General features: G+C 57.2%; 19 protein-coding genes. 13 read left to right on the top strand and 6 right to left on the bottom strand.

Features of this window, described 5'->3' with window-relative positions:
• Window positions 1-3: 3 nt before the first annotated feature.
• The 3 genes from dnaN to DW661_RS06870 all read right to left on the bottom strand — a co-directional run bounded on the left by dnaN (window position 4) and on the right by DW661_RS06870 (window position 4,438).
• The gene (gene dnaN / locus DW661_RS06880; protein WP_118238243.1) at window positions 4-1,107 is read right to left on the bottom strand and encodes a DNA polymerase III subunit beta; all 1,104 of its coding nucleotides are present in this window, start codon (window positions 1,105-1,107) and stop codon (window positions 4-6) included.
• A gap of 238 nt (window positions 1,108-1,345) precedes the next feature.
• Entirely contained in the window at window positions 1,346-3,070 is a 1,725-nt protein-coding gene (locus DW661_RS06875) for a DnaA ATPase domain-containing protein (RefSeq protein ID WP_117848455.1), read from the bottom strand.
• A gap of 15 nt (window positions 3,071-3,085) precedes the next feature.
• Window positions 3,086-4,438 carry an ATP-binding protein gene (locus DW661_RS06870; protein WP_118080023.1) on the bottom strand — a complete coding sequence of 451 codons (1,353 nt, stop codon included), beginning with the start codon at window positions 4,436-4,438 and terminating at the stop codon, window positions 3,086-3,088.
• 345 nt (window positions 4,439-4,783) lie between these two features.
• On the opposite strand from DW661_RS06870, the gene rpmH reads away from it, so the two are divergent.
• From rpmH to DW661_RS06825, 9 genes are all read left to right on the top strand, one after another.
• Window positions 4,784-4,918 (top strand): 50S ribosomal protein L34, encoded by a 135-nt coding sequence (rpmH, locus tag DW661_RS06865; protein WP_019127408.1) that lies wholly within the window; start codon window positions 4,784-4,786, stop codon window positions 4,916-4,918.
• Between the two features lie 20 nt (window positions 4,919-4,938).
• Window positions 4,939-5,277, top strand: a complete 339-nt coding sequence (gene rnpA / locus DW661_RS06860; RefSeq protein ID WP_006236191.1) for a ribonuclease P protein component — start codon at window positions 4,939-4,941, stop codon at window positions 5,275-5,277.
• A complete protein-coding gene (gene yidD / locus DW661_RS06855) occupies window positions 5,274-5,498 on the top strand; it encodes a membrane protein insertion efficiency factor YidD (protein WP_082222962.1) in 225 nt (74 codons plus the stop codon). The genes rnpA and yidD overlap by 4 nt, the downstream gene beginning before the upstream one ends.
• Window positions 5,499-5,527: 29 nt before the next feature.
• Window positions 5,528-6,298: a YidC/Oxa1 family membrane protein insertase gene (locus DW661_RS06850; protein WP_117848457.1), complete on the top strand. Its 771-nt coding sequence runs from the start codon at window positions 5,528-5,530 to the stop codon at window positions 6,296-6,298.
• Between the two features lie 44 nt (window positions 6,299-6,342).
• Entirely contained in the window at window positions 6,343-6,912 is a 570-nt protein-coding gene (locus tag DW661_RS06845) for a R3H domain-containing nucleic acid-binding protein (protein WP_022093802.1), read from the top strand.
• A gap of 96 nt (window positions 6,913-7,008) precedes the next feature.
• Window positions 7,009-7,746 carry a 16S rRNA (guanine(527)-N(7))-methyltransferase RsmG gene (rsmG, locus tag DW661_RS06840; RefSeq protein ID WP_233506192.1) on the top strand — a complete coding sequence of 246 codons (738 nt, stop codon included), beginning with the start codon at window positions 7,009-7,011 and terminating at the stop codon, window positions 7,744-7,746.
• A 134-nt stretch (window positions 7,747-7,880) separates the two neighbouring features.
• Window positions 7,881-8,681: a ParA family protein gene (locus DW661_RS06835; protein ID WP_022093800.1), complete on the top strand. Its 801-nt coding sequence runs from the start codon at window positions 7,881-7,883 to the stop codon at window positions 8,679-8,681.
• Window positions 8,674-9,579: a ParB/RepB/Spo0J family partition protein gene (locus tag DW661_RS06830; protein ID WP_198019880.1), complete on the top strand. Its 906-nt coding sequence runs from the start codon at window positions 8,674-8,676 to the stop codon at window positions 9,577-9,579. The genes DW661_RS06835 and DW661_RS06830 overlap by 8 nt, the downstream gene beginning before the upstream one ends.
• The gene (locus DW661_RS06825; RefSeq protein WP_117848459.1) at window positions 9,569-9,823 is read left to right on the top strand and encodes a hypothetical protein; all 255 of its coding nucleotides are present in this window, start codon (window positions 9,569-9,571) and stop codon (window positions 9,821-9,823) included. The genes DW661_RS06830 and DW661_RS06825 overlap by 11 nt, the downstream gene beginning before the upstream one ends.
• 199 nt (window positions 9,824-10,022) lie before the next feature.
• Here DW661_RS06825 and rlmN read toward each other — a convergent pair whose 3' ends face one another.
• Window positions 10,023-11,075, bottom strand: a complete 1,053-nt coding sequence (gene rlmN, locus DW661_RS06820) for a 23S rRNA (adenine(2503)-C(2))-methyltransferase RlmN (protein WP_118935144.1) — start codon at window positions 11,073-11,075, stop codon at window positions 10,023-10,025.
• A gap of 85 nt (window positions 11,076-11,160) precedes the next feature.
• On the opposite strand from rlmN, the gene DW661_RS06815 reads away from it, so the two are divergent.
• Window positions 11,161-12,126, top strand: a complete 966-nt coding sequence (locus DW661_RS06815) for a D-alanine--D-alanine ligase (RefSeq protein WP_118935142.1) — start codon at window positions 11,161-11,163, stop codon at window positions 12,124-12,126.
• Entirely contained in the window at window positions 12,120-15,014 is a 2,895-nt protein-coding gene (locus tag DW661_RS06810; protein ID WP_117848461.1) for a helicase C-terminal domain-containing protein, read from the top strand. The genes DW661_RS06815 and DW661_RS06810 overlap by 7 nt, the downstream gene beginning before the upstream one ends.
• Here DW661_RS06810 and DW661_RS06805 read toward each other — a convergent pair.
• Together DW661_RS06805 and DW661_RS06800 are read right to left on the bottom strand one after the other, a co-directional pair.
• Window positions 15,011-15,928, bottom strand: coding sequence for a YafY family protein (locus DW661_RS06805; protein WP_118935140.1), 918 nt, complete (start codon window positions 15,926-15,928; stop codon window positions 15,011-15,013). The two genes, DW661_RS06810 and DW661_RS06805, sit on opposite strands and share 4 nt — an antisense overlap.
• Complete coding sequence (locus tag DW661_RS06800; RefSeq protein ID WP_055287288.1) at window positions 15,915-16,937, bottom strand: YafY family protein; 1,023 nt, start codon at window positions 16,935-16,937, stop codon at window positions 15,915-15,917. Before DW661_RS06800 ends, DW661_RS06805 begins: the two co-directional genes overlap by 14 nt.
• Window positions 16,938-17,135: 198 nt before the next feature.
• Between DW661_RS06800 and DW661_RS06795 the strand changes: the two genes are divergently transcribed.
• Window positions 17,136-20,333, top strand: coding sequence for a hypothetical protein (locus DW661_RS06795; protein WP_117848463.1), 3,198 nt, complete (start codon window positions 17,136-17,138; stop codon window positions 20,331-20,333).
• 21 nt (window positions 20,334-20,354) lie between these two features.
• Complete coding sequence (locus tag DW661_RS06790) at window positions 20,355-20,573, top strand: hypothetical protein (protein ID WP_022094153.1); 219 nt, start codon at window positions 20,355-20,357, stop codon at window positions 20,571-20,573.
• The last annotated feature ends 31 nt before the right edge of the window (window positions 20,574-20,604 follow it).

Here is a 20,604-nt window from a genome sequence, read left to right as displayed (position 1 = left end):
ACGCTAGATGCGGACCGGCATGACCAGGTACAGGTAGTTGATCTTGTCGTAGGACTTGAAGATGCCCGCCTGCGAGTAGCTCTTGAGCTCCAGCGTGATCTCCTTCTCCTTGGATAGGGCATTGAGGCAGCCGAAGATGTAGTGGTAGTTGAAGGCGATGGTGCCCGACTCGCCCTCGACCTCGACATCGATCGTCTCCTGCGCAAGGTCCTGGTCATTGGAGATGGAGGACAGGCCCATCTGCCCGTTCTCGACATCGATCTCGAACTTGACGGCGGGGTTGGCGCTCGCGATAACAGCCACGCGCTTGAGGGCGGCGTTAAGGGCGGCGACGTCGATCTTGACGCTCGTCACGCACGAATCGGGGATGAGCTGCTTGTAGTTGGGGTACACGCCCTCGATACGACGCGACACGTAGGTGGTGTTGCCGGCCTCGAAGACGACTTGGGTGTCGGTAGCCCCGATCATGATGGTCGCCTGGCTGGCCATGATGTTCAGCGCGTCGTTAAAGGCGTCAGCCGGAACGTTGAGTTCAAAGGAACCCTCGAGGGTCGAGGTCTCGACCTGCGTATCGCACACGGCCAAACGGAAGGAATCGGTCGCCACCAGGCGAACGGTGTTGTTCTCGACCTTCATGTGCACGCCGCCCAGGATGGGGCGGGCCTTGTCGGTCGAGGTGACGCGCCACACGCGGCCGACCATCTCGGACAAGATATCGGTCGGCAGCTCCACGGCACTCTCGATGGCATAGGCCGGAAACTCGGGGAAGTCATTAGCATCAAGCGTGTTCAGGCGGAACGAGCTCTTCTCGCAACCAATCAGCACCTGGCGCTCGGACAGCTCAAAGGTGACCGGGGCATCGGGGAGGGTCTTGGTGATATTGGAGAGCATCTTACAGGGGATAACCATCTCGCCCTCTTCTTCGACATGCGCCGCGATGCGATGACGGATCGAGATGGTGTAGTTAGAGGTCTGGAATTCCAAGATGCCGTCTTGCGCCTTGACGAGCACGCCCGACAGGATGGGAAGGGTGGATGCCGAAGCGACACCCTTCATAACGACGCCGATGGCTTGTGTGAGCGAGCTCTGGCTGACGGTGAACTTCATCTTTTAATACCTTTCTATAGATATAAATATCTTAATAATAGTAATAGCACTGACGAAACTGTTGATTATTCCCAAAGACGCAGGTCAGACCCAGAAAGAGAATCGACAGCAACCTGTGTGCAACAGGGGTGGTTTTCCACGTTCAAAATCTGCGCAAAACTTTTCATCACCGCGGGTTGGGTTTTAGACACCTTATGCCCGTGGTTTCGACAAGTTTTCAACAGGTGTCTCTATTTCCCTACGAGCGCAGTGTAATTTTATCGCGCAGCGACTTGAGGTCTTCGGTGACGGTGCGGTCTTCCTGGATCATCTTCTGGACCTTTTTGTAGCTCGTGCTGACGGTCGAGTGGTTGCGGTTGCCAAATTCGGCGCCCACCGCCGTGGTCGTCATTTCGCACATCTCGATGGCCAGGTAGATAGCGATATGGCGTGCTTTGGCGATATTGGCGTTGCGACGCGGGCCGATGAGCTCCTCGTGTGTCACGCCGTACTGCTCTTCGATGACGGACTGAACCGTCTGGACGTTGATCTTTTTGGCCGATGTGTCGAAGTACTGGCTGGCGATGGCGTCGATATCGTCAAAGGTGAGCTCTCCGCCCTCGCGCTCGCGGTCGCCCGCCTCGCCGGCGCAGCGCTCGCAAAAGCTCTCGAGTTCGCGGATGTTGGTGCCCGAGACCTCGGCCATGTGTTTAAAGTGCTCGTCGGTCAGGTGCCCGCCGTCGCCCCCATAGGCCGCCAGCAGTGAGTCGTCGCCCGCCTCGGGAGCGGCGACGATGGTGTTCTCGTAATAGCGCTGCAAGATCTTGTATTTCATCTCGTAGCTGGGCTCTGCGACCAGGCAGAGCATTCCGGCGTTGAAGCGGCTGGTCAGACGCTCGTCCATGCTCAGGTCCTTGGGGGCGCGGTCTGCCGCGATGACGACCTTCTTGTTGTTGCGGATGAACTCGTCCATGAGCTGGAAAAAGTAGTCCACACTCGCGCGCTTGCCGATGATGTTTTGGATGTCATCGATGATGAGCACGTCCACGCCGTGGTACGCCTGCATGATGGGGGCGTTGCTCTTCTTTTGACGGTCGAACTCGGTCATCAGGTCGTCCAGATATGCCTGGGAGTTGGCATACTTGACCTTGATCTCGGGCGACTTCTCGGCGAGCTCGTTTTTGATGGCGAGCAGCAGATGGGTCTTGCCCAGCCCCGATTTGCCATAGATGAACAGGGATGTGCATGTGCCGCGCTCGTCCGCGAGGGCGGCAAACTTGAGTGCCGAGCGATAGGCATGGCTGTTCTCGGGGCCGTAGACAAAGTTCTCAAAGGTAAATTTTGAGTTCGCGGCGAGCGGGGCTCCATCCGTATTCTGCTCGGCCGGCACGGTCGGTGCTGGCATGGGTGAAGCGGGGGCCGCAGCTTGCGTGGATTTAGTCGGCGCTCCGCCCTTCATCTGGTTCATCATGCGACGAAAATCGTCGGCCGAGAGCGTGTTCTTGATTGCAATGCCCGAATCCGCGCCCGCCGCTGCGTCGTGAGCGATGGGCATGTGCGTGACGGGTGCGTTCGTTGACGTCGCCGCCGCGCTCGTCAACGGTGCCATTGTTTCACGGGAAACATCGCTGTGCTGGTGCTCGATTGTCGGCACATCGCCTGCGGAGGCCGGCACCGCCGGGGAAGCAGCGGGAGCCGTGGCGGGCGCCGTGGCGGCAGCGGATTCCGTCGCGGCGCCTTGCGGTGCCACGATGTCGAGAGCAATCGGTGCAAAGGCGATTTCTTCCAGATAGGCCTCAATAGTCGGCTGATGCTTTTTGAGCTGCGCGATGGCAAAGCGCGAGGGGGCCTCGATCGTGAGCGTATCTTCGGTCAGGCTTATGGCGCGCGATTGCCCCAGCATGTTGATGAGGCGTGCATCTTGGCCGTCGCGCTGGCAAAAGGCGATGGCATCCCCCAGGATGATGCTTGCTTCCTCGTCCACTGTCTCTCCCGTTCTTTAGCTCTGAGCTCGTACGCGAGCGGCGCCGAGTTCGGTCAGATGGTATTTCTGGCCATGCTTGATGACCAAGCCGGCCTGCGCCAAGTCATTGAGCGTGCGTGACCAAGTGGGGGCCGAGTTTCCAAACGCCCTCGCAAGATCGGTTGCGCCGCACGCTTGATTTTGCGCCAGATAGCCCAGCGCGGCGTTGCCGCGATCGCTTACGAACACGTCCGGTTGTGGCTGTGCATACTGATTTACTGCATTAGGATACATCATTTGAGCTGCTGGTTGTTGAGAACTCTGCGTCGGCGGCATTTGCTGTTGAAAACTTTGAGGCCACTGTTGGTAAGGCTGCGGAGGCGTCTGCTGGGCCCAGGGGTTGTACTGCTGCTGCGGCATCTGCTGGTACGGCTGCTGATATCCCTGCTGGTACTGCTGCGGGAACTGCTGGCCATACCCCAGTGGCGGCATCTGCTGATATGGATATCCCTGTTGGTACGGCTGATAGCCCATTTGCTGGCCACCCGGCGCCCCCGTCGCCTGCTGCATTGCTGCTGCATCCTGATCAGCCAGCGGCATGGCCTCTGGCATGTTTGGCGGCATCGACATAGATGCCGCCTGGGGTTCTTGTGTGGGAAGCATTCCGGGCTGCTGCATCTGTCCCACGGGGGGCTGCATCTGCTGCGTTGCCACGGGCTGCTGCGCAAAAGCTCCCGGCAGGGGATATGTGGGCTGCTCCGTCTCGGGCCGCACGGCAGCGCCGCGTCCGCCGGCACGCTCGATTTCCTGCACGCGTTTAGGGTTCAGGCTTACCGTAACCACGGTGCCGTTGCCCATGTTGTCCTCGATGGATACGGCACCGCCGGCGTTTTCCAAATACTCCTGCACCATGGGAAACCCTGCTCCGGTTCCACGGATATAGCGCTTCATCTTGCTGTTTGCGCTGGTAACGCCAAAGTCGAAAGCACGTTCCTTGTCGTCGATGCCGGGTCCTTGGTCAGCAAAGCGGATGGTGTCTCCGCCGTCCAGAATCGAGATGATGGGCTCGGCAAAGTGTGCGTGGATAAAGTTTTCGACAATCTCGCGGATGACCATGAGCGAGATATGGCCACCTTGTTCTTTCATGCACTGGTAGACGGTGTTGGTCGTCTCTTCCAAATACGTGCGGACATCTTGCGGATCAATGACGATCACCCGCGGTGTCGACAGCATGTCGTCATAGACGGCGATGCGCGCGGCGTACATGGCTTTTGGCGCCTGCGTGGTCGTCTGCTCGCCTTCCGCACGCTCTTCGCGCACGCCGGTGATGTGCTCGTTGTCGGGTGCCGGGTCTCCGGAATCGACCATGGTGTAAAAGTCGTCAGACATGCCGCTCGCAATCTTTCAAAAGGTTTCGAACAAATAGTAGCTCACCGTGCAACGTTTCTCATCTTTCGACAACTTTTCAAAACTTGTTGAAAACTTTGGAAAACGGGTGAAAAGTTCTCAACATTGCCAACATGACCTGTTGAAAACTCGATGAAATATCGTGAAAGGTTGCCATGAGGCGCAAATTTCGGTTGTGCTTATGGGGGAACCGTGTGAACTGCGCAACCTTTTACCTTTGATTTCTTGACATTTGAACATTGATTTCCCTACAATCTTCAAGCTCACGTGTCTATATCTGCGTCCGCGTCCCCGCGGACACTCGAAATGCAGCAGGAGGAACTTAAGATGAAGCGTACGTATCAGCCTAATAAGCGTAAGCGTGCCAAGACCCATGGCTTCCGTGCCCGTATGGCCACTAAGGGTGGTCGTGCCGTGCTCGCCCGTCGTCGCGCCAAGGGCCGCAAGCGTCTCACTGTCTAGCAGCGATACACACATCTCGCATGAAGACTATTAAGTCTCGGCAAGATTTCGAGCATGTGTTCAGTCAGGGGCGTCGTTTCAATCACCCTCTGATTCGAATGACCATATGTGAATCGGTTGGCGAAGGCGACTCCGGAAGGGTCGCCTTCGTTGGTGCTAAGCGACTCGGTTGTGCCGTCGTGCGCAACCGATCTAAGCGTGTGATGCGTGAGGCCGCCCGCAGCTGCGGATTTCCCGTTGCGGGTTATGACATCATCTTGTTTGCAACTCCCAAGACGAGGGTTTCCTCGCCGCAGGAGATGGACAAGGCGTTGCGTTCGCTTATGAAGCGCGCCGGCGTTGCCGGGGAGGAGCGATGAGCAATCACGTTTTGCGACGTGTTGCCATCGCTCCTATTCGCATATATCAACAGGTTATTTCGCCCTTATTGCCTGACGCCTGCATTTATTACCCAACGTGCTCGCAATACGCCATCCAGGCGATTGAGAAGCACGGTGTTTTGAGAGGCTGCTGGCTTGCCGTGAGGCGCATCGCTCGTTGCAATCCCCTGCACGTCGGCGGTTATGACCCTGTGCCCTAGCGGGCACTCGCTATCGGAGGAAAACTTACATGTGGGATTGGATCGTTAACATCCTTTTCGAGCTGCTCAAGCTCATCCAGACCTTTGCGGTCGACTGGGGCCTGTCCATCATCATCCTGGTGGTCATCATCCGTCTGCTGCTGACGCCGCTTATGCTCAAGTCGACCAAGTCGACGGCTCGCATGCAGGTGCTGCAGCCCAAGATGCTCGAGATCCAGGAGCGCTATGCCGACGATCCCCAGCGTCAGGCCGAGGAGATGCAGAAGTTCTACAGCGAGAACAAGTTCAACCCCATGGCTGGCTGTCTGCCGCTGCTGATTCAGATGCCTATCCTGTTCGCCCTGTTTACATTGCTACGCAACCTGCCGCAGTACTTTAACGACGGCACGTTCTCGTTCTTCAACATCCTGCCCGACCTGACCACCACGCCGAGCGCTTCCTTTGCCGAAGGCTTTATGGTTGCACTGCCTGCGCTGGTTTGCCTGATCCTGTTTGCCGTCCTGACCCTGATTCCGCAGCTCTATATGTCGCGCAACCAGACCGGCCAGCAGGCTCAGAGCATGCGTATGATGGCCGTTGTCATGACGGTCATGATGCTTTGGATGGGCTGGAGCCTTCCCGTTGGTGTTCTGCTGTACTACGACGTCTCGTCTGCTTGGCAGGTTATCCAGCAGATTTTTGTGACGCAGAAGGTCATCGACAAGGCGAAGGCCGATGAGGAGGAGCGTCTTAAGAACGCTCCGCTGCAGGTTGAGGTCACTCGTCGCGAGAAGAAGCCGCGCCCGCACAAGAAGAAGTAGTGGGATATCAATCTTATTTAGGTACCTAACTTTTGGAGTACGTTATGTCTGAAGAGATCATCGAGGATATGCTTGAGGAGGTTGCCCCGCAGGTCGCGGGCGATTATCCCGAGATTGCACAGCGCTACAAGGCTGGTGAAGAGCTGACCGATGAGGAGCTCGACACCATTGCCGATGTTGCGATTTCCATCCTGCGTTCCATCCTTTCGCACTTCGATGCCGCCAACTCTCCTATCGATGAGTATGAGGGCGACGAGGGTGAGCTGATTTTGGATGTAACGGCTCCCGACCTTGCTGTTCTCATTGGCCGTCATGGTCGCACTCTTGATGCTCTTCAGGTTATGTTCTCTTTGCTGGTGAGCCGCAAGCTTGGCTTTAGGTATCCGGTTGTAGTGGACGTCGAGGGATACAAGAGTCGCCGTCAGGATAAGGTCGCCTCCATGGCTCAGTCTGCTGCCGAGCGTGCCATCCGCACTCATAAGAGTGTTTCGCTTCCGCCCATGAATGCCTACGAGCGCCGACTGGTTCACATTGCACTTCGTGGCAACGATGCAGTCGATACTCATTCTGAGGGTTCTGACCCTGATCGCCATGTGGTGATTGTTGCTCGATAATCTACTCGAGCTTATGCTAGGGGGACGTGGTTTCCACGTCCCCTTTTTTTGTCAAAAGTTCTCGATACGCTGATTTTTGTCAGAAAGGAGCTTCTGTTGTTTGTACTTACCGATCAGCAGGCTGACGAGATGTTGAGTCGCCTAACTTCCTATTGCAAAGAATATTCCTTGAGCGTAACTGATATTGAGCTGAGGAAATGTATCCAGCATTTGGATTTGGTTCTAGAAACAAATAAGACAACCAATCTCACCCGTATTCTTAACGTAGAAGATGCTGCCGTACTTCATATCCTCGACTCACTTGTTTTGCTCCCCTATATCAATAAGGCTCCTGAGGGAGCTTTGCTCGATATGGGAACAGGTGCGGGCTTCCCTGGTATTCCATTAACCATAACCACGCTTCGTAAAGCTACTTATATTGACTCTGTTGGCAAGAAGGTTGATGCGGTTAATTCCTTTGTCCATGCTCTTGGATTGAAACATGCTCATGCGGTTCATGATCGTCTTGAAGAATATGCTCGAAGCCATAAGAAGCAGTTCTCCGTTGTAACCGCCCGCGCACTGGCCCCTCTACCGATTCTTGTTGAGTATGCGGCTCCGTACCTGAAGGATGGAGGGCTATTTGTTATCACCAAGGGCAATCCTTCGGATGAGGAGCTTGCTTCCGGCATGTCAGCAGCTAAGATTTGCGGCTTCACTTTGCTTCTGAATGACGCAATTGATTTGCCTGAAGGCTTGGGTCACAGGGAGTTCATTGTTCTTAAGAAGAGTCATTCAGCATCCGTTTCATTGCCTCGTGCAAATGGCATGGCAAAGAAGAATCCGCTTGCCTAGATGTTTCACGTGAAACATAATGGATACTAACAGCTTGCAGTGTTTCACGTGAAACATAGCAGTTGCTATCGATTCGGAATGTTTCACGTGAAACATCCTCCGTTTGACAGCTTTAATACACACCAGGAGGGACCGTGGGATTTCGCGACGTTAAGCGTTCTAAGAGCGCAAAAGACACGCGTATCATTGCAATCATCAATCAAAAAGGCGGCGTCGGTAAGTCAACGACGGCTGTAAACCTTGCAGCAGCACTGGGTGAGCAGGGTCGTAAGACACTGATTGTCGATTTTGATCCGCAGGGAAACAGCACCAGTGGATTCGGAATTGAAAAAGAAGACCTTGATCACTGCATCTATGATGCATTGTTGAATGATGTGCCGGCAGAATCGCTTGTTCTTGATACAAATTGCAAAAAGGTATTCGTAATTCCGGCTACAATTCAGCTTGCAGGCGCGGAAATTGAACTCGTAAGCGCAATTGCTCGTGAAACCCGCCTCAAAGATTTGCTTGAGCCGATTCAGGACGAGTTCGATTTTATTTTCATTGACTGCCCTCCTTCGCTCGGCCTGCTTACTATCAACGCTTTGACCGCAGCAGACAGCGTTTTGATTCCGATCCAGTGCGAGTATTACGCACTCGAGGGCGTTACGAAACTGCTTGAGTCAATGAAGATGGTCAAATCTCGTCTGAACAAGGGCTTAGACACCTACGGTGTGCTTATGACCATGTATGACTCGCGTACTTCTCTATCGAATCAGGTTGTTGAGGAGGTTCAATCGTACTTTGGTGATAAGGCATTTAAGACGTTGATCCCCCGTACGGTTAAAATCTCCGAAGCTCCGTCTTTTGGGGAACCGGTAATTACCTATGCACCTCAAAATAAGGGTGCAAAAGCATATATGAACCTTGCAAAAGAGGTGATCAAGCGTGCCTAGTGTAAAGAAACGTGGCGGATTGGGACGTGGACTCAATGCTTTGGTCTCAGAGGCCGAGTATGAGACCGGTGGTTCGGCTGCATCGGCTTCGAATGCCGCATCTGAAACAAAACTACCTATTGAGGATATCGTTCCCAACCCTAATCAGCCGCGAATTCACTTTAACGAAACTGAACTTCGTGAGTTGAGCGAATCAATCCAAGAACATGGCGTCTTGCAGCCGCTTTTGGTTCGCAAGCATGGAAACGGCTATGAGATCATCGCTGGTGAGCGTCGTTACCAAGCGTCAAAGCTTGCTGGTCTTGAGGAGCTGCCTGTCATCATTAAAGATGTTAATGATGAAGAGATGCTGGCTCTTGCTCTGATCGAAAACCTTCAGCGTTCTGATCTGAATCCCGTCGAAGAGGCTAAGGGCTATCGCCAGCTTATCGATGCCAGCGGTATGACCCAGGAGGCATTGTCGAAGGCAGTCAGCAAGTCACGCTCTGCAATTACAAACTCGCTGCGCCTTCTCGATCTCCCTGAAGTTGTTCAACAGATGATTTTTGAGGGCAAACTTACTGCTGGTCATGCACGTGCGATTCTTGCAGTTCCCTATGAGGACGCTCGAATTCGACTTGCAGAGAAGGTTGTTGCAGAGGGCCTTTCCGTAAGAGCGACAGAAAATCTTGCTCCGTTGTTTTCTGCCGGAGAGACACCTAAGACGCCGAGGCCTGCAACGCCTCAGTCTTTTAAAAAGGCTGCCCGCGTGCTTCGTCAGGTTTTTAATACCAACGTGCGTGTTAAGAGCTCGCGTGGAAAGAATAAGATTGAGATTGAGTTTAAAGACGAGGAAGAGCTCTCTCGTATTCTTGGCGAAATGATTCAGTTTGATCAAGGAGGCCAAGATGAGGAATAGGATTATAACTGCGATTGCATTGGCGACGACTGTCGCGGCTGGTGCCTTTGCTGGCTATAAGATCGCGACAGACGATGAACTTCGAGGTCGTTTGCTTCGTAGTGCGCAAGATATTGTCGATACATCCAAGAAGAAAATGGATGTTATGACAGAAGATGTTGCCATGCGTACGGCTCAGGTAACGAAGAATCCCAAGATTAATCAAGGTTGGGTTAGTAACCAATGGGAAAATGTAGGCTATTAGGTACCTAACAATTACTTAGCATATTTTGAGGGGTCCTTGTCTGATTCACGAGGCAAGGACCCCTTATTTTGGCCGTAAAAAATGGGACAGGTAGCAGCTGATTCAAAATTAAGGTCAATAAATAAAACGGCCCCGGTTGCATCTCCTGTAACCGGGGCCGTTCGATGTTTCACATGAAACGTTTTGGGGTGCGACTCCCCTATGCGTTCTTCTGAACTTTGAAGCGCTGCTTCAGCTGTCCGCAAGCGGCGTCAATATCGTTACCACGGGAGTTACGAATCGTGGTCTCGATGCCACGGGACTCAAGACGACGCTGAAGATCCTCAACCTTATGAATCGGCGACGGCTTGAGCGGGCTGCCCTCGATGTCGTTAAGCTGAATCAGGTTAACGTGGCACAGCGTTCCCTCGCAGAAGTCGCAGAGCGCCTGCATCTCGGGATTCGTATCGTTGACGCCTTCGATCATGGCATACTCATAGGTCGGGCGGCGGCCAGTCTTCTCGGTGTAGAGCTGAAGCGCCTCGTGAAGGCGAAGCAACGTGTACTTCTTAACACCGGGCATAAGCTTATTGCGCGTCGACTGGATGGCGGAATGCAGTGAAACAGCAAGCGTGAACTGCTCGGGGATGTCGGCAAATTTGCGAATACCGGGAATAACGCCACTGGTAGAGACGGTGAGGTGACGAGCACCGATACCAATGCCATCGGGGTCGTTGAGGATTCGCAGCGCCTTGAGAACCTCGTCGTAGTTGGCAAATGGTTCGCCCTGGCCCATGAAGACGACGCTCGTGGCGCGCTCGCCAAAGTCGTTGGATACATGAAGTACCTGGTCGACGATCTCTTGAGCGGTCAGAGAGCGCTTGAGGCCGTTGAGACCGGTAGCGCAAAAGGCGCAGCCCATGCCACAGCCAGCTTGGGTGGAAACGCAGACGGAAAGCTTGTTACGACGGGGCATGCCGACAGTCTCGACGGAAACGCCGTCGTGGTACTCGAGCAGATACTTGCGCGAGCCATCTTTGGAAACCTGCTTGGTTAGTTCAGTCGGCGTGTCAAAGGCAAAAGCCTCTTTAAGCTGCTCGCGGAAAGCCTTAGGAAGGTTTGTCATATCGTTAAACGAACAAACGTTCTTCTCAAAGACCCATTCGATGAGCTGCTTCGCGCGGAAGGCGGGCTGGCCAAGCTCGGCCACGAGCTCGCGAATATCGTTTTGGCTCAAGTCGCGAATGTCCTGAGATTTAGTCCTGGGATTCATGGAAGCCTTTCGATTTTGGGGAAACGTAGAGGGTATCGCTACAATATGGTATCAGCTGCAGAAATTATAGAGGAGGAGTCTGCCCATGCCGGGTAAAAGCCTAGAGAACATGCACGTAGCGGTCTTGGCGGGCGGTCATTCCGCCGAGCGCGAGATCTCGCTCGATTCGGGAAAGAACGTTGTGGTGGCACTGAAGGAAGCCGGCTACACCTCGGTGGAGCTGCTTGACACGGCCGCTGATGACTTTATGGTAACCATGGCGACCGGCGGATTCGATGTGGCATTTATCGCCATGCACGGCGCCGGCGGTGAGGATGGCGCCATGCAGGGTGCCATGGAGACCCTGGGTATCCCCTACACGGCCTCGGGCGTACTTGCCAGCGCCTGCGGTGCCGACAAGGAGGTCTCTAAGCTCCTATACGCCAAGGCGGGCATTCCCATTGCCCCCGGCCTTGCGCTCGAGGTGGGCGATGAAGTCGATATCGATCATATCGTCGAGGTTTGTGGCGAGCGCTGCTTTGTGAAGCCGGCCGTCAACGGTTCCAGCTATGGCATTTCCCTGGTCCATGAGCCCTCCGAGCTGCCCGCGGCAATCGCCAAGGCGTTTGAGTACGGCGACAAAGTGCTGGTCGAGAAGTGCATCGAGGGTACCGAGATCACCGTCGGCGTATACGGCGAAGATGACGTGCGCGCTCTGCCGATTGTCGAGATTCGTAAGCCCGGGGACTGCGAGTTCTACGATCTGGACGTGAAGTATGTCGACCCTACGGACATCCATCGCATTCCGGCGCAGATTTCACCCGAGAATTACGCTCGTGCCCAGGAGCTTGCCTGTGCTGCTCACAAGGCCCTCGGTTGCCTGGGTATCTCGCGCAGCGACTTTATCGTGAGTGAGGACGGCCCCGTTATCCTCGAGACCAATACCATTCCCGGCATGACCGATACGTCGCTGTATCCGGACGAGATACGCCACACCGACGACATGACGTTCCCGCAGGTCTGTGACAGCCTGATCCGTATGGGCCTTCGTCGAGCGGGCATTGCATGCTAATCGAGGACGCGGTTTCGTCAGGAACGCCGCAGTTTGTCATCGACTCCTATGCCACGCTTGCCGAACGCGCCAAAACGCAGTCCTTCGGCCTTATCGAGGAAGATGTGATCGTCCTCGATACCGAGACCACAGGTCTTTCGGTGCAGGACAATGAGCTGATCGAGATCTCGGCGGCCCGTCTTTCGGGCCGCGAGGTCGTCGACCGCTTCGATACCTTCGTGCATCCCAAACAGCTGATTCCCGCCGAGATTACCGAGCTCACGAGCATTACAAACGCCGATGTGGCAGATGCCCCGTCGGCCGTCGAGGCCGTGGCCGCTCTCGCCGATTTTGTCGGCGGCTGCCCGGTGATTGCGCATAACGCCACCTTCGACCGTTCGTTTATCGAGTCGGTCAAGGGCGGTGTCAACGTCAGCGACATCTGGATCGATTCGCTGGCGCTGTCGCGCATCGCGCTTCCGCGCCTGGCCTCGCATAAGCTCTCTTTCATGGCCGACCTGTTTGGCTGCGACTCGGTGTCGCACCGCGCCAACGCCGATGTCGACGCCCTGTGTGGCGTATGGCGCGTGTTGCTCGTGGCGCTCACCGACTTGCCCCAGGGCTTAATGGCGCGCTTGGCCGACATGCATCCCGACGTACCCTGGTCCTATCGTCCCATCTTCTCCTTCTTGGCGGGGCAGAACCCCGGTTCCATCTTCTCTCTCAGTGCCGCCCGCGCCGACGTACTCAAGGCCGATCGGGCCGATGATCGCGTTGATGCGGACGAGCTACCGGTCCTTAGGATGCCGAGCCGCGAGGAAATCGAGGCGGACTATGCCCCGGGCGGCCTGGTTAATCGTATGTACCCCACGTACGAGCCGCGCGATGAGCAGATCGCGATGGCGCTCGAGGTCCGCGATGCGCTGGTCACGGGCACTCATCGTGTAATTGAGGCGGGCACAGGCGTCGGCAAATCGATGGCCTATCTGGTGCCTTTTGCCGAGGCAGCGCGCCGTAACAACATCACGGTTGGTATTGCGACCAAATCGAATAATCTTGCCGACCAGCTCATGTACCATGAGCTGCCAAAACTTGCCGAGCAACTGGACGGTGGTCTGTCATTTTGCGCTCTCAAGGGGTATGACCACTATCCGTGCCTGCGCAAGCTTGAGCGCATGAGCCGCGGCCAGGTCGAGATTACCACCAAGCGCGATCCGGCGGACACGCTCACGGCGGTCGCGGTCATTATGGCGTACGTCTGCCAATCAGCCGATGGCGACCTCGACTCGCTTGGCATTCGGTGGCGCAGCGTCAACCGCCCCGACTTTACGACGGCCTCGCGCGAGTGTGCTCGTCGCCTCTGTCCGTTTTTCCCTGATAAATGTTTGGTCCACGGCGCTCGCCGTCGTGCGGCGCACGCCGATGTGGTGGTCACCAACCATTCCCTGCTGTTCCGCAATGTTGCGGCCGAGGGCAGGATTTTGCCTCCGATTCGTCATTGGGTAATCGACGAGGCCCATTCCATCGAGCGCGAGGCGCGCCGTCAGTGGGCGCGCGTGGTGTCGGCGGACGAATCACGCGTTCTGTTTGAGCGCCTGGGTGGCTCGAGCACCGGCGCGCTAAGCCAGGTTTCCCGTGATTTGGCAACCTCCGAGGGCTCTACGCTCTATCTGGGCCTTACTGCCAAGGCGACGTCGACAGTTGCACGCGCGAGCATGGCAATCGCCGACGTGTTCGATGGCGTTCGCGAGCTCGGCCGCCGTGCCCGTGGGGGTTATGATAATGCCAATCTATGGATTGGCCCCGAGTTGCGCGAATCTGACGACTGGCATGATTTCTTACCGTCGGCCTACACTGCCATCGACGCATTGGAACAGGCTGACAAGAGCGTCGACGCGCTGGTGCAAGCCGTCGCCGCCGACAAGCCCGAGGTTGTTGTCGACCTGGGTGATATCTCGCGCCGCCTGCACGAGCTGGCCGAGAACCTCAAACTCATCATTGAGGGCACCGATGAACACTACGTGTATTCGCTGCAGGTCAATCGCAGGTTGCGTGCCGGCGGAGAATCAATGACCGCAGAGCGCATCGACATTGGCGAGGCCTTGGCAACCGAGTGGCTGCCCGAGGTCCACACGGCTATCTTTGCATCGGCGACCATGACGGTTTCCAAGAGCTTTGAGCACTTTAACCACGCCGTCGGCCTCGATCGCATCGGTGCCTCGACATCATCGTCGCTGCACTTGGATTCGAGCTACGACTTCGATTCGAATATGGCTGTAGTCGTTGCGGGCGATATCCCCGATCCGCGCGACCGTGAAGGCTATCTTTCGGCGCTCGAGCGTGTGCTGGTCGACGCTCATCTTGCCATGGGCGGCTCGGTGCTTACGCTGTTCACCAACAGGCGTGACATGGAGGAGCTGTACGCTCGCGTCGAGCCCAAGATGGCTCGTGCGGGTCTGGAACTCAACTGCCAGCAGCGCAACTCGTCTCCTCGTCGTTTGCGCGATCGCTTTATCAACGAACCGACCTCGTCGCTCTTTGCACTTAAGGCCTTTTGGGAAGGGTTTGATGCCAGCGGCGAGACGCTGCGCTGCGTCATCATCCCCAAGCTGCCGTTCTCGAGCCCCACAGACCCGCTCTCATGCGAGCGCAATCTGCGCGAAGACCGCGCTTGGGCGCGCTATTCGCTGCCCGAGGCCGTGCTCGAGGTCAAGCAGGCAGCCGGTCGCCTCATTCGCTCATCGACCGATTGTGGCGTACTCATCTTGGCCGACCCGCGCCTGGTGACGAAGGGCTACGGCAAGAAATTCTTAACGTCGCTGCCCACGAGTTCCTATCAGCGCATCGAGTCGGCACAAATCGGGCACTATCTACAGCTGTGGCGCGCACGCCACGAGCGGTGCCGCTAAAGCGGACAGGCGAGGGATTTTGCCATATCGCACAGACGCTCTGACAGGGTGGGGTCATCCAAGATGCGGATGGCTCCGCCCGCTGCGATTATCTGGCTCAGCAGCCAACGCTCGGAGCCGTAATGCACGGTTAACGTTGCCGTGTCTGCCCCGCTGCGCTCGATTAGGGTGATGCCGGCCCAGTCCAGATGTTCCGCCATATCGAATGGCATCAGGAGCTTTGCGCTGCGCTGCGTCCGGGCAAGGGAATCGTGGAGGGATGCGACGTCCGGTGCGTGAGGCACGACGGAGTCTTCCGTCAAGGCGAGTCCCTCGATTTTATCCATGCGATAGGTGCGCTGCTCATCGACCGCGATGTCCCAGGCAATCAGGTATGTTTGGTCGCCGTTTGCCGTAATGCGCAAGGGGTCGACCAGACGATCGCGTGGCCGTGCATCGTCCATCGAGCGATACGAGATGCGGCAGCGAACGCCGTCCTGAATGGCACAGCTCAGCTGCTGCCAGTGCGACCCGTGGTTGACGGTGTCAAAGACGCGCTGGTTATAGCCAAGCTCTTCGGGTAGAAGGGCATGTCGAATCCGAGCTGCCGCCTGGGGATCGATCCCCAACGATTCAAGTTCGTGGTTGAGCACAGCGCCCTCGGCGGCACTCAGGCGCAGCGGTAGCATACGACCGGCGTCACCGGTGAGGACCACACGCTCGCCGCGGCATTTGCAGATGATGCGCGCGCCCGATTCTCGGTCCGCGAGCGTCGAGACGATCTCGAGAATCTCGTCGAGCGACACCCCCGTGATGTCAAATCGACTGCAAATCTCGGTTCGTGTCATGCCGCTCTCGCCGGCGGCGTAGAGGGCCTCCATGATGTCGATGGCGCGCGAGAGCCTCTGCTCGCTGGTGAGTTTACGCACGGGCATGCTCGTGCACCGTCCTTTCAATGAGGTGGTTCCACGCCTGTTTGAGCGATTTGGGGGCCACGGGCCTCATGCCGTCCATGGCGTGGGCCATGCAAAATGAGGCGCCGGCTTCAAGATCGCGCACGTCAACGGTCCAGGTCCATCCCACATCGGTGTGTACGAGCTCACCTCGCCCACGCGTGAGACCGTTGATCATATCGATCTGCGTCTGAGGGGCGAATGAGAACGTGGCTGCAACGGGCGGTCGGTCGGCAAAATCGAATTCAAAGAACAGGTAGTCGCTGAGGTTGAAGTCCGCGGGGATGACGTAGGCCTTCGAAGGACGCCAAGCGCGTACGATGCGGTCGCAGCGGAATGTCCTGATGTCGTCGGTGACGTTGTCGAGGCCGCAGAAGTAAGCCACGCCCTCGCGCTCGAACATGCCGTAGACGCAGACGGTACGTTCTCTCTGCTCGCCGCGTCCGTTCTGATATAAAAATCGCAGCGCGCATCGCTCGGCAAAGGCGCTCCAAACCGCATCGACGGTGGGAGAGCGGCTGATCGGCGCCTCGTCTACCGTCGTCCTGCCGGTGAGATAGGCAATCTTGGAGCGAATATCGGCAAGCGGTGCGGCAAAAGTGGATGAGCCGGCCGCTAGTGTCTGGTCGATGGCGTTGAGCAGGATATCGGCGTCGTCTGCGGTAATGAGGCCGCCTGCCGCAAACGTGTGCTCGCGGTCGATTGTCCACGAGCTTTCCTCGGTCTCCTGCGCGCCGGTGGGGCGAACCTCCTTGATTAAGATGCCGCGTTCGAGCAGCTTGTCACGATCGCGTCGAAACTTGCGCTTATCCGAGTCGATATTGCCCGAGCCATATCCCAGGTCAGAATCCAAGACGATCTGCTCGGTCGTCAGCGGTTCGGGGGAGCTATTGAGCACAAAGAAAAGATTGAGGATGCGCTGAGCCGTTTTATCGAAACTGGGCTCCGAATTCCCCTTTTTAATTGTCTCGGTCGTGTCGCTTGCCGTCATAGGGTCCTCGCATGAGAAGGTGGTTTGCTGCCATGATTTTAGTCCGATATGGAGATTAGGCTATATCCTTGTCCGCTCGGGGCGTTAAGATGGCCCGAATTCGGTCGTTTGCGCTCGCTCGGGGTATACTTTCGACTATATACGGTTCTAATGTGCATGCATTGGGCCTATTTGTCGGATTATGGATGTGGAGCGCACATGGCGAACACCCAGAACTATATTAACCACCTGCTGCAGAACACCGGCATTACGCCGGCGTGCAGCGAAGAAGAGCGCTTGGCTGCCGAGGATATCGCTCAGATCTTCCGCAACCACGGCTTTGATCCCGAGGTTCAGGAGTTCAATGCCCCGGCGCCCAGTAGGTTGGCATTTGCCGTTACCGGTATTCTTGCGTTTGCCGGTGCCCTGCTGATGGGCATCGGCGGCGGTATCGGCTTGGTCGGCACCTTGCTGGCCATTGTCGGCGCCGTTCTTTACGTGCTCGAGCGCACAGGGCACCCCGTGGTTTCGCGCCTGGGCAAGACAAGCGTGAGCCAAAATGTCATCGCCTATCACAAGGCCTCGGGCCCGCTCGCGTCCCCGCGTAACCGCCCGGTGGTCGTTGTCGCACACTACGACTCTCCCCGTGCTGAGCTGCTCGCCCGCGAGCCCTATGCTTCGTATCGTGCGCTCATCGCCAAGCTGCTGCCTGTTGCCACGGTTGCCCCTGCTGCCGTTGCCATCCTGCGTATCCTGCCGCTCCCCGGCGCGCTCAAGGTTCTGCTGTGGATTGTCGCGATCCTCGCTTCCCTCGTTGCACTTGCCAACGCGGCAAACATCATCTCTAACCGCCACATTCTTCCCTATACGTCCGGCGCGGTGTGCAACAAGTCTTCTGTCGCCGCTATGCTCGGCGTTATGGACAACGTTGCTCCCTTCCAGGGCGAAAACGAGTTTCCCGACGATGTTCCGTTCGATACCTATTTTGGGGAGCAAAAGCGTCGTGCCGAGGAAATGGCGCGTGCAGCGGCGGAGTATGCCGCGGCCCAGCAGCAAAACGACTACGGCAACACCATCGAGTACGAAGAGCCTACCTACGCCGAGGACGAGTTCGGTCAGCCGATTGCTCCCGACACTCAGACCGAGCCCGAACAGGGTGAGGCTTTCGACGAGCAGATCGAGGGCTTTGAGGGTGCGTCTGCCGACGAGACGCTGATTGGCGCCATCGTGCCCGAGGATCAGGATCAGGCTGTCCAGGCTGAAGAGTTCAATGACGAGGTTTCCGCTGCCGAGCCGGTGGAGGAGCCTGTCGCGGCCGAGCCCGAGCCCAAGCTCTATCGCAATGCCGCCGGCAACATCCGCTTTGGTTCGGATGCCATCCGTGCGCTCGGAATGCTTCCCGAGTCCTGCACGCTCGATTACGAGGAGGGCGAGGAGCCGACGTTTGAGCCCGAGCCTGCCCCCGTCGTGACTGCACCTGCGCCCGCTGTCACCGTGGATGATGAGTCTGCCGCGGTTGCCGCTGCCGTTGCCGAGCCCGAGGCAGTGTCCGCGATCGATCCCGCGGCAGGACTGGACGTTTTGGCTCCCGCCGCGCCGGCGCAAGACGTTGCGGACGAGTCTGACGACGATTACGTTGAACAGCCGAGGCGCGTGTCTTACGAGAGCGATACTGATTTCTCGGCCGAGATTCCCGCGGCAACGCCCCATGCCGACATTGCATCCGCGTTCTCGTCGATTGGCGCCAGCGCTTCCAACTTCTTTAAGGGTGCGCTTGCAAAGGGCAAGAAATTTGTCGACGATTTCGAGGAGAAGCGCGCTGCCGCACGCGAGGCTGCCGAGCAGGAGGCTATCGCTCAGCAGCAGGCAGCCGAGGCGGCACGTGAGCACGCGGCGCAAGAGTTCGAGCAGAACGAGGCTATGCAGTCCGCGCCCGTCGACGCCGCCGAAGCTACAACGTCCTTTGAGTCCCAGCAACCGGCGTCCGCGGATGTTGTTGAGGCGACGACGTCTTTCGAGGCCCAGCAGCACGTCGATAGCACCATGTCGTTTGATGCCGCGCAGTTCGATTCCACGATAACGTTTGAAAAGCAAGGCACCGCGATTGCCGAGCCCCTTCCTGTTTCCGATGAACAGGGCGACGCGGCAGACGATGACGAGCCTATTGATGCTGCCGAAATCCAAGATGCCGCCGAGGACGAGTCCGTCGAGGCCAACTCTGACGAAGAGCAATACGCGGCAGCCGAGCAAGATGATTCGACCGAGGCCGAGCAGGAGGAAGTGTCTGTGGTTTCCGAGACTCTCGAAACGGATGAGTCGAGACCTTACTCCACGCAGATTTTCACCATGCCGACCCCGAGTGGTTCCGGTGCCACGGTTGCCAATGTCGCTCCCACCCAGGACGAAACGGTCGATTCCCTTATGGCCCAGATTTCCTCCCAAGCATCGCCGCGTCCGCAGATGAATGTTCCCGATCCGGCGTCGGCACCGTCGCCTGCACCCTCCTCGTCTCCGCTGGCTTCGGTCCCCGATCCGTCGCTGCCGTCTATGAAGCAGGCAAACGTTGCGTCTCGCACGTCGCTGTTCGACCTTCCCGATCCCTCTGCCCAGGTCAACGACCCCTTTGCTACCGCCCAAGGTCCCGAACCCACATCGGCACCCGTTGCGCCTCCCATGCCCGTTGCGTCGGGCGCGCAGCCGATCGAGACCATTTCGGCTCCCGCCCCGGCGGCACCCAAGTCTCGTAAGCGCGGCCTGGGTGGCCTGTTCGGTCGTAAAAAGAAAAACGAGCAGGACAGCATGAGTGACTGGCTGGGCGTCGAAGACGATTACGATGCCAAGAAGTCCGGTCGCGGTATCGGTTCGTGGGATAACTTCGAGGACGATAACGATGGCTGGAAGGGTGGCGCTACGTCTTCCGATGGCGCTTCTTCCGAAGATATGCTCTCGGCTGTCGCCTCTATGGGCGATGATGAGCTGCTCGGTCACGATATCTGGTTTGTGGCAACGGGCGCCTCGGATTGTGATGGCGCCGGCATGAAGGCCTTCTTGGCTTCGCATCGCGATAAGCTCCGCGGCGTATTCTTCATCAATCTTGAATCCGTCGGCGCCGGTAGGCTTTCGGTTGTGACGGTCGAGGGCGAACAACAACTGCTCAAGGGCGATCGCCGCATCATGAACCTGGTCAGCAAGGTCTGCAAGTCGTTCCATGTCGATTGTGGCGCGCTCGAGATGCCCTATGCCAAGACCGATGCCTATGCCGCGCTCGAGGCGAGCCGCCGAGCCCTCACCATCGCCGGCGTGGACGGCACGCGCCTGGCTTGCGCTCGTACCGAGGACGACCTGCCCCACAATGTCAACCCGACGAACATTGCCACGGTATCCGAGGTTGTGACCGAGGTTATCCGCCGTTCGTAGACGGAGCTCTAAGGAGTCAACGTGTTTTCGTATATTAAGCGCCATTGGCCTGTCTACGTGATTTTGACCTTGATTGCCATTGCGTTAGGATTTGGGGCCGCCTACATCGTGGGTGCGAAGGGCTCGACCCCCGCCTCCGCAATCAGCGAAGAGGTGGAGCAAGAACAGAGCACGGGTGCCGATGGGATTCCTGAGTCCGAGCAGGCAATCGTTGATGGTGGATCTTCGTCTGCAGAGTAGATACGGCGATTTACATGATTGAAAGCGGGCG

Origin of the sequence: Collinsella sp. AM24-1 (genome assembly GCF_003470325.1) — a bacterium.
Taxonomy (GTDB): domain Bacteria; phylum Actinomycetota; class Coriobacteriia; order Coriobacteriales; family Coriobacteriaceae; genus Collinsella.
This window is presented reverse-complemented; position numbering and strand designations above follow the sequence as displayed.

Coding starts and splice junctions, on each gene's coding strand:
- DW661_RS06815 (WP_118935142.1), top strand. CDS start 11,161: ATGCCGGGTAAAAGCCTAGAGAACATGCACGTAGCGGTCTTGGCGGGC.
- DW661_RS06870 (WP_118080023.1), bottom strand. CDS start 4,438: ATGTCTGACGACTTTTACACCATGGTCGATTCCGGAGACCCGGCACCC.
- DW661_RS06850 (WP_117848457.1), top strand. CDS start 5,528: ATGTGGGATTGGATCGTTAACATCCTTTTCGAGCTGCTCAAGCTCATC.
- DW661_RS06805 (WP_118935140.1), bottom strand. CDS start 15,928: ATGCCCGTGCGTAAACTCACCAGCGAGCAGAGGCTCTCGCGCGCCATC.
- DW661_RS06800 (WP_055287288.1), bottom strand. CDS start 16,937: ATGACGGCAAGCGACACGACCGAGACAATTAAAAAGGGGAATTCGGAG.
- DW661_RS06810 (WP_117848461.1), top strand. CDS start 12,120: ATGCTAATCGAGGACGCGGTTTCGTCAGGAACGCCGCAGTTTGTCATC.
- rnpA (WP_006236191.1), top strand. CDS start 4,939: ATGAAGACTATTAAGTCTCGGCAAGATTTCGAGCATGTGTTCAGTCAG.
- dnaN (WP_118238243.1), bottom strand. CDS start 1,107: ATGAAGTTCACCGTCAGCCAGAGCTCGCTCACACAAGCCATCGGCGTC.
- DW661_RS06845 (WP_022093802.1), top strand. CDS start 6,343: ATGTCTGAAGAGATCATCGAGGATATGCTTGAGGAGGTTGCCCCGCAG.
- rlmN (WP_118935144.1), bottom strand. CDS start 11,075: ATGAATCCCAGGACTAAATCTCAGGACATTCGCGACTTGAGCCAAAAC.
- DW661_RS06795 (WP_117848463.1), top strand. CDS start 17,136: ATGGCGAACACCCAGAACTATATTAACCACCTGCTGCAGAACACCGGC.
- DW661_RS06825 (WP_117848459.1), top strand. CDS start 9,569: ATGAGGAATAGGATTATAACTGCGATTGCATTGGCGACGACTGTCGCG.
- rpmH (WP_019127408.1), top strand. CDS start 4,784: ATGAAGCGTACGTATCAGCCTAATAAGCGTAAGCGTGCCAAGACCCAT.
- yidD (WP_082222962.1), top strand. CDS start 5,274: ATGAGCAATCACGTTTTGCGACGTGTTGCCATCGCTCCTATTCGCATA.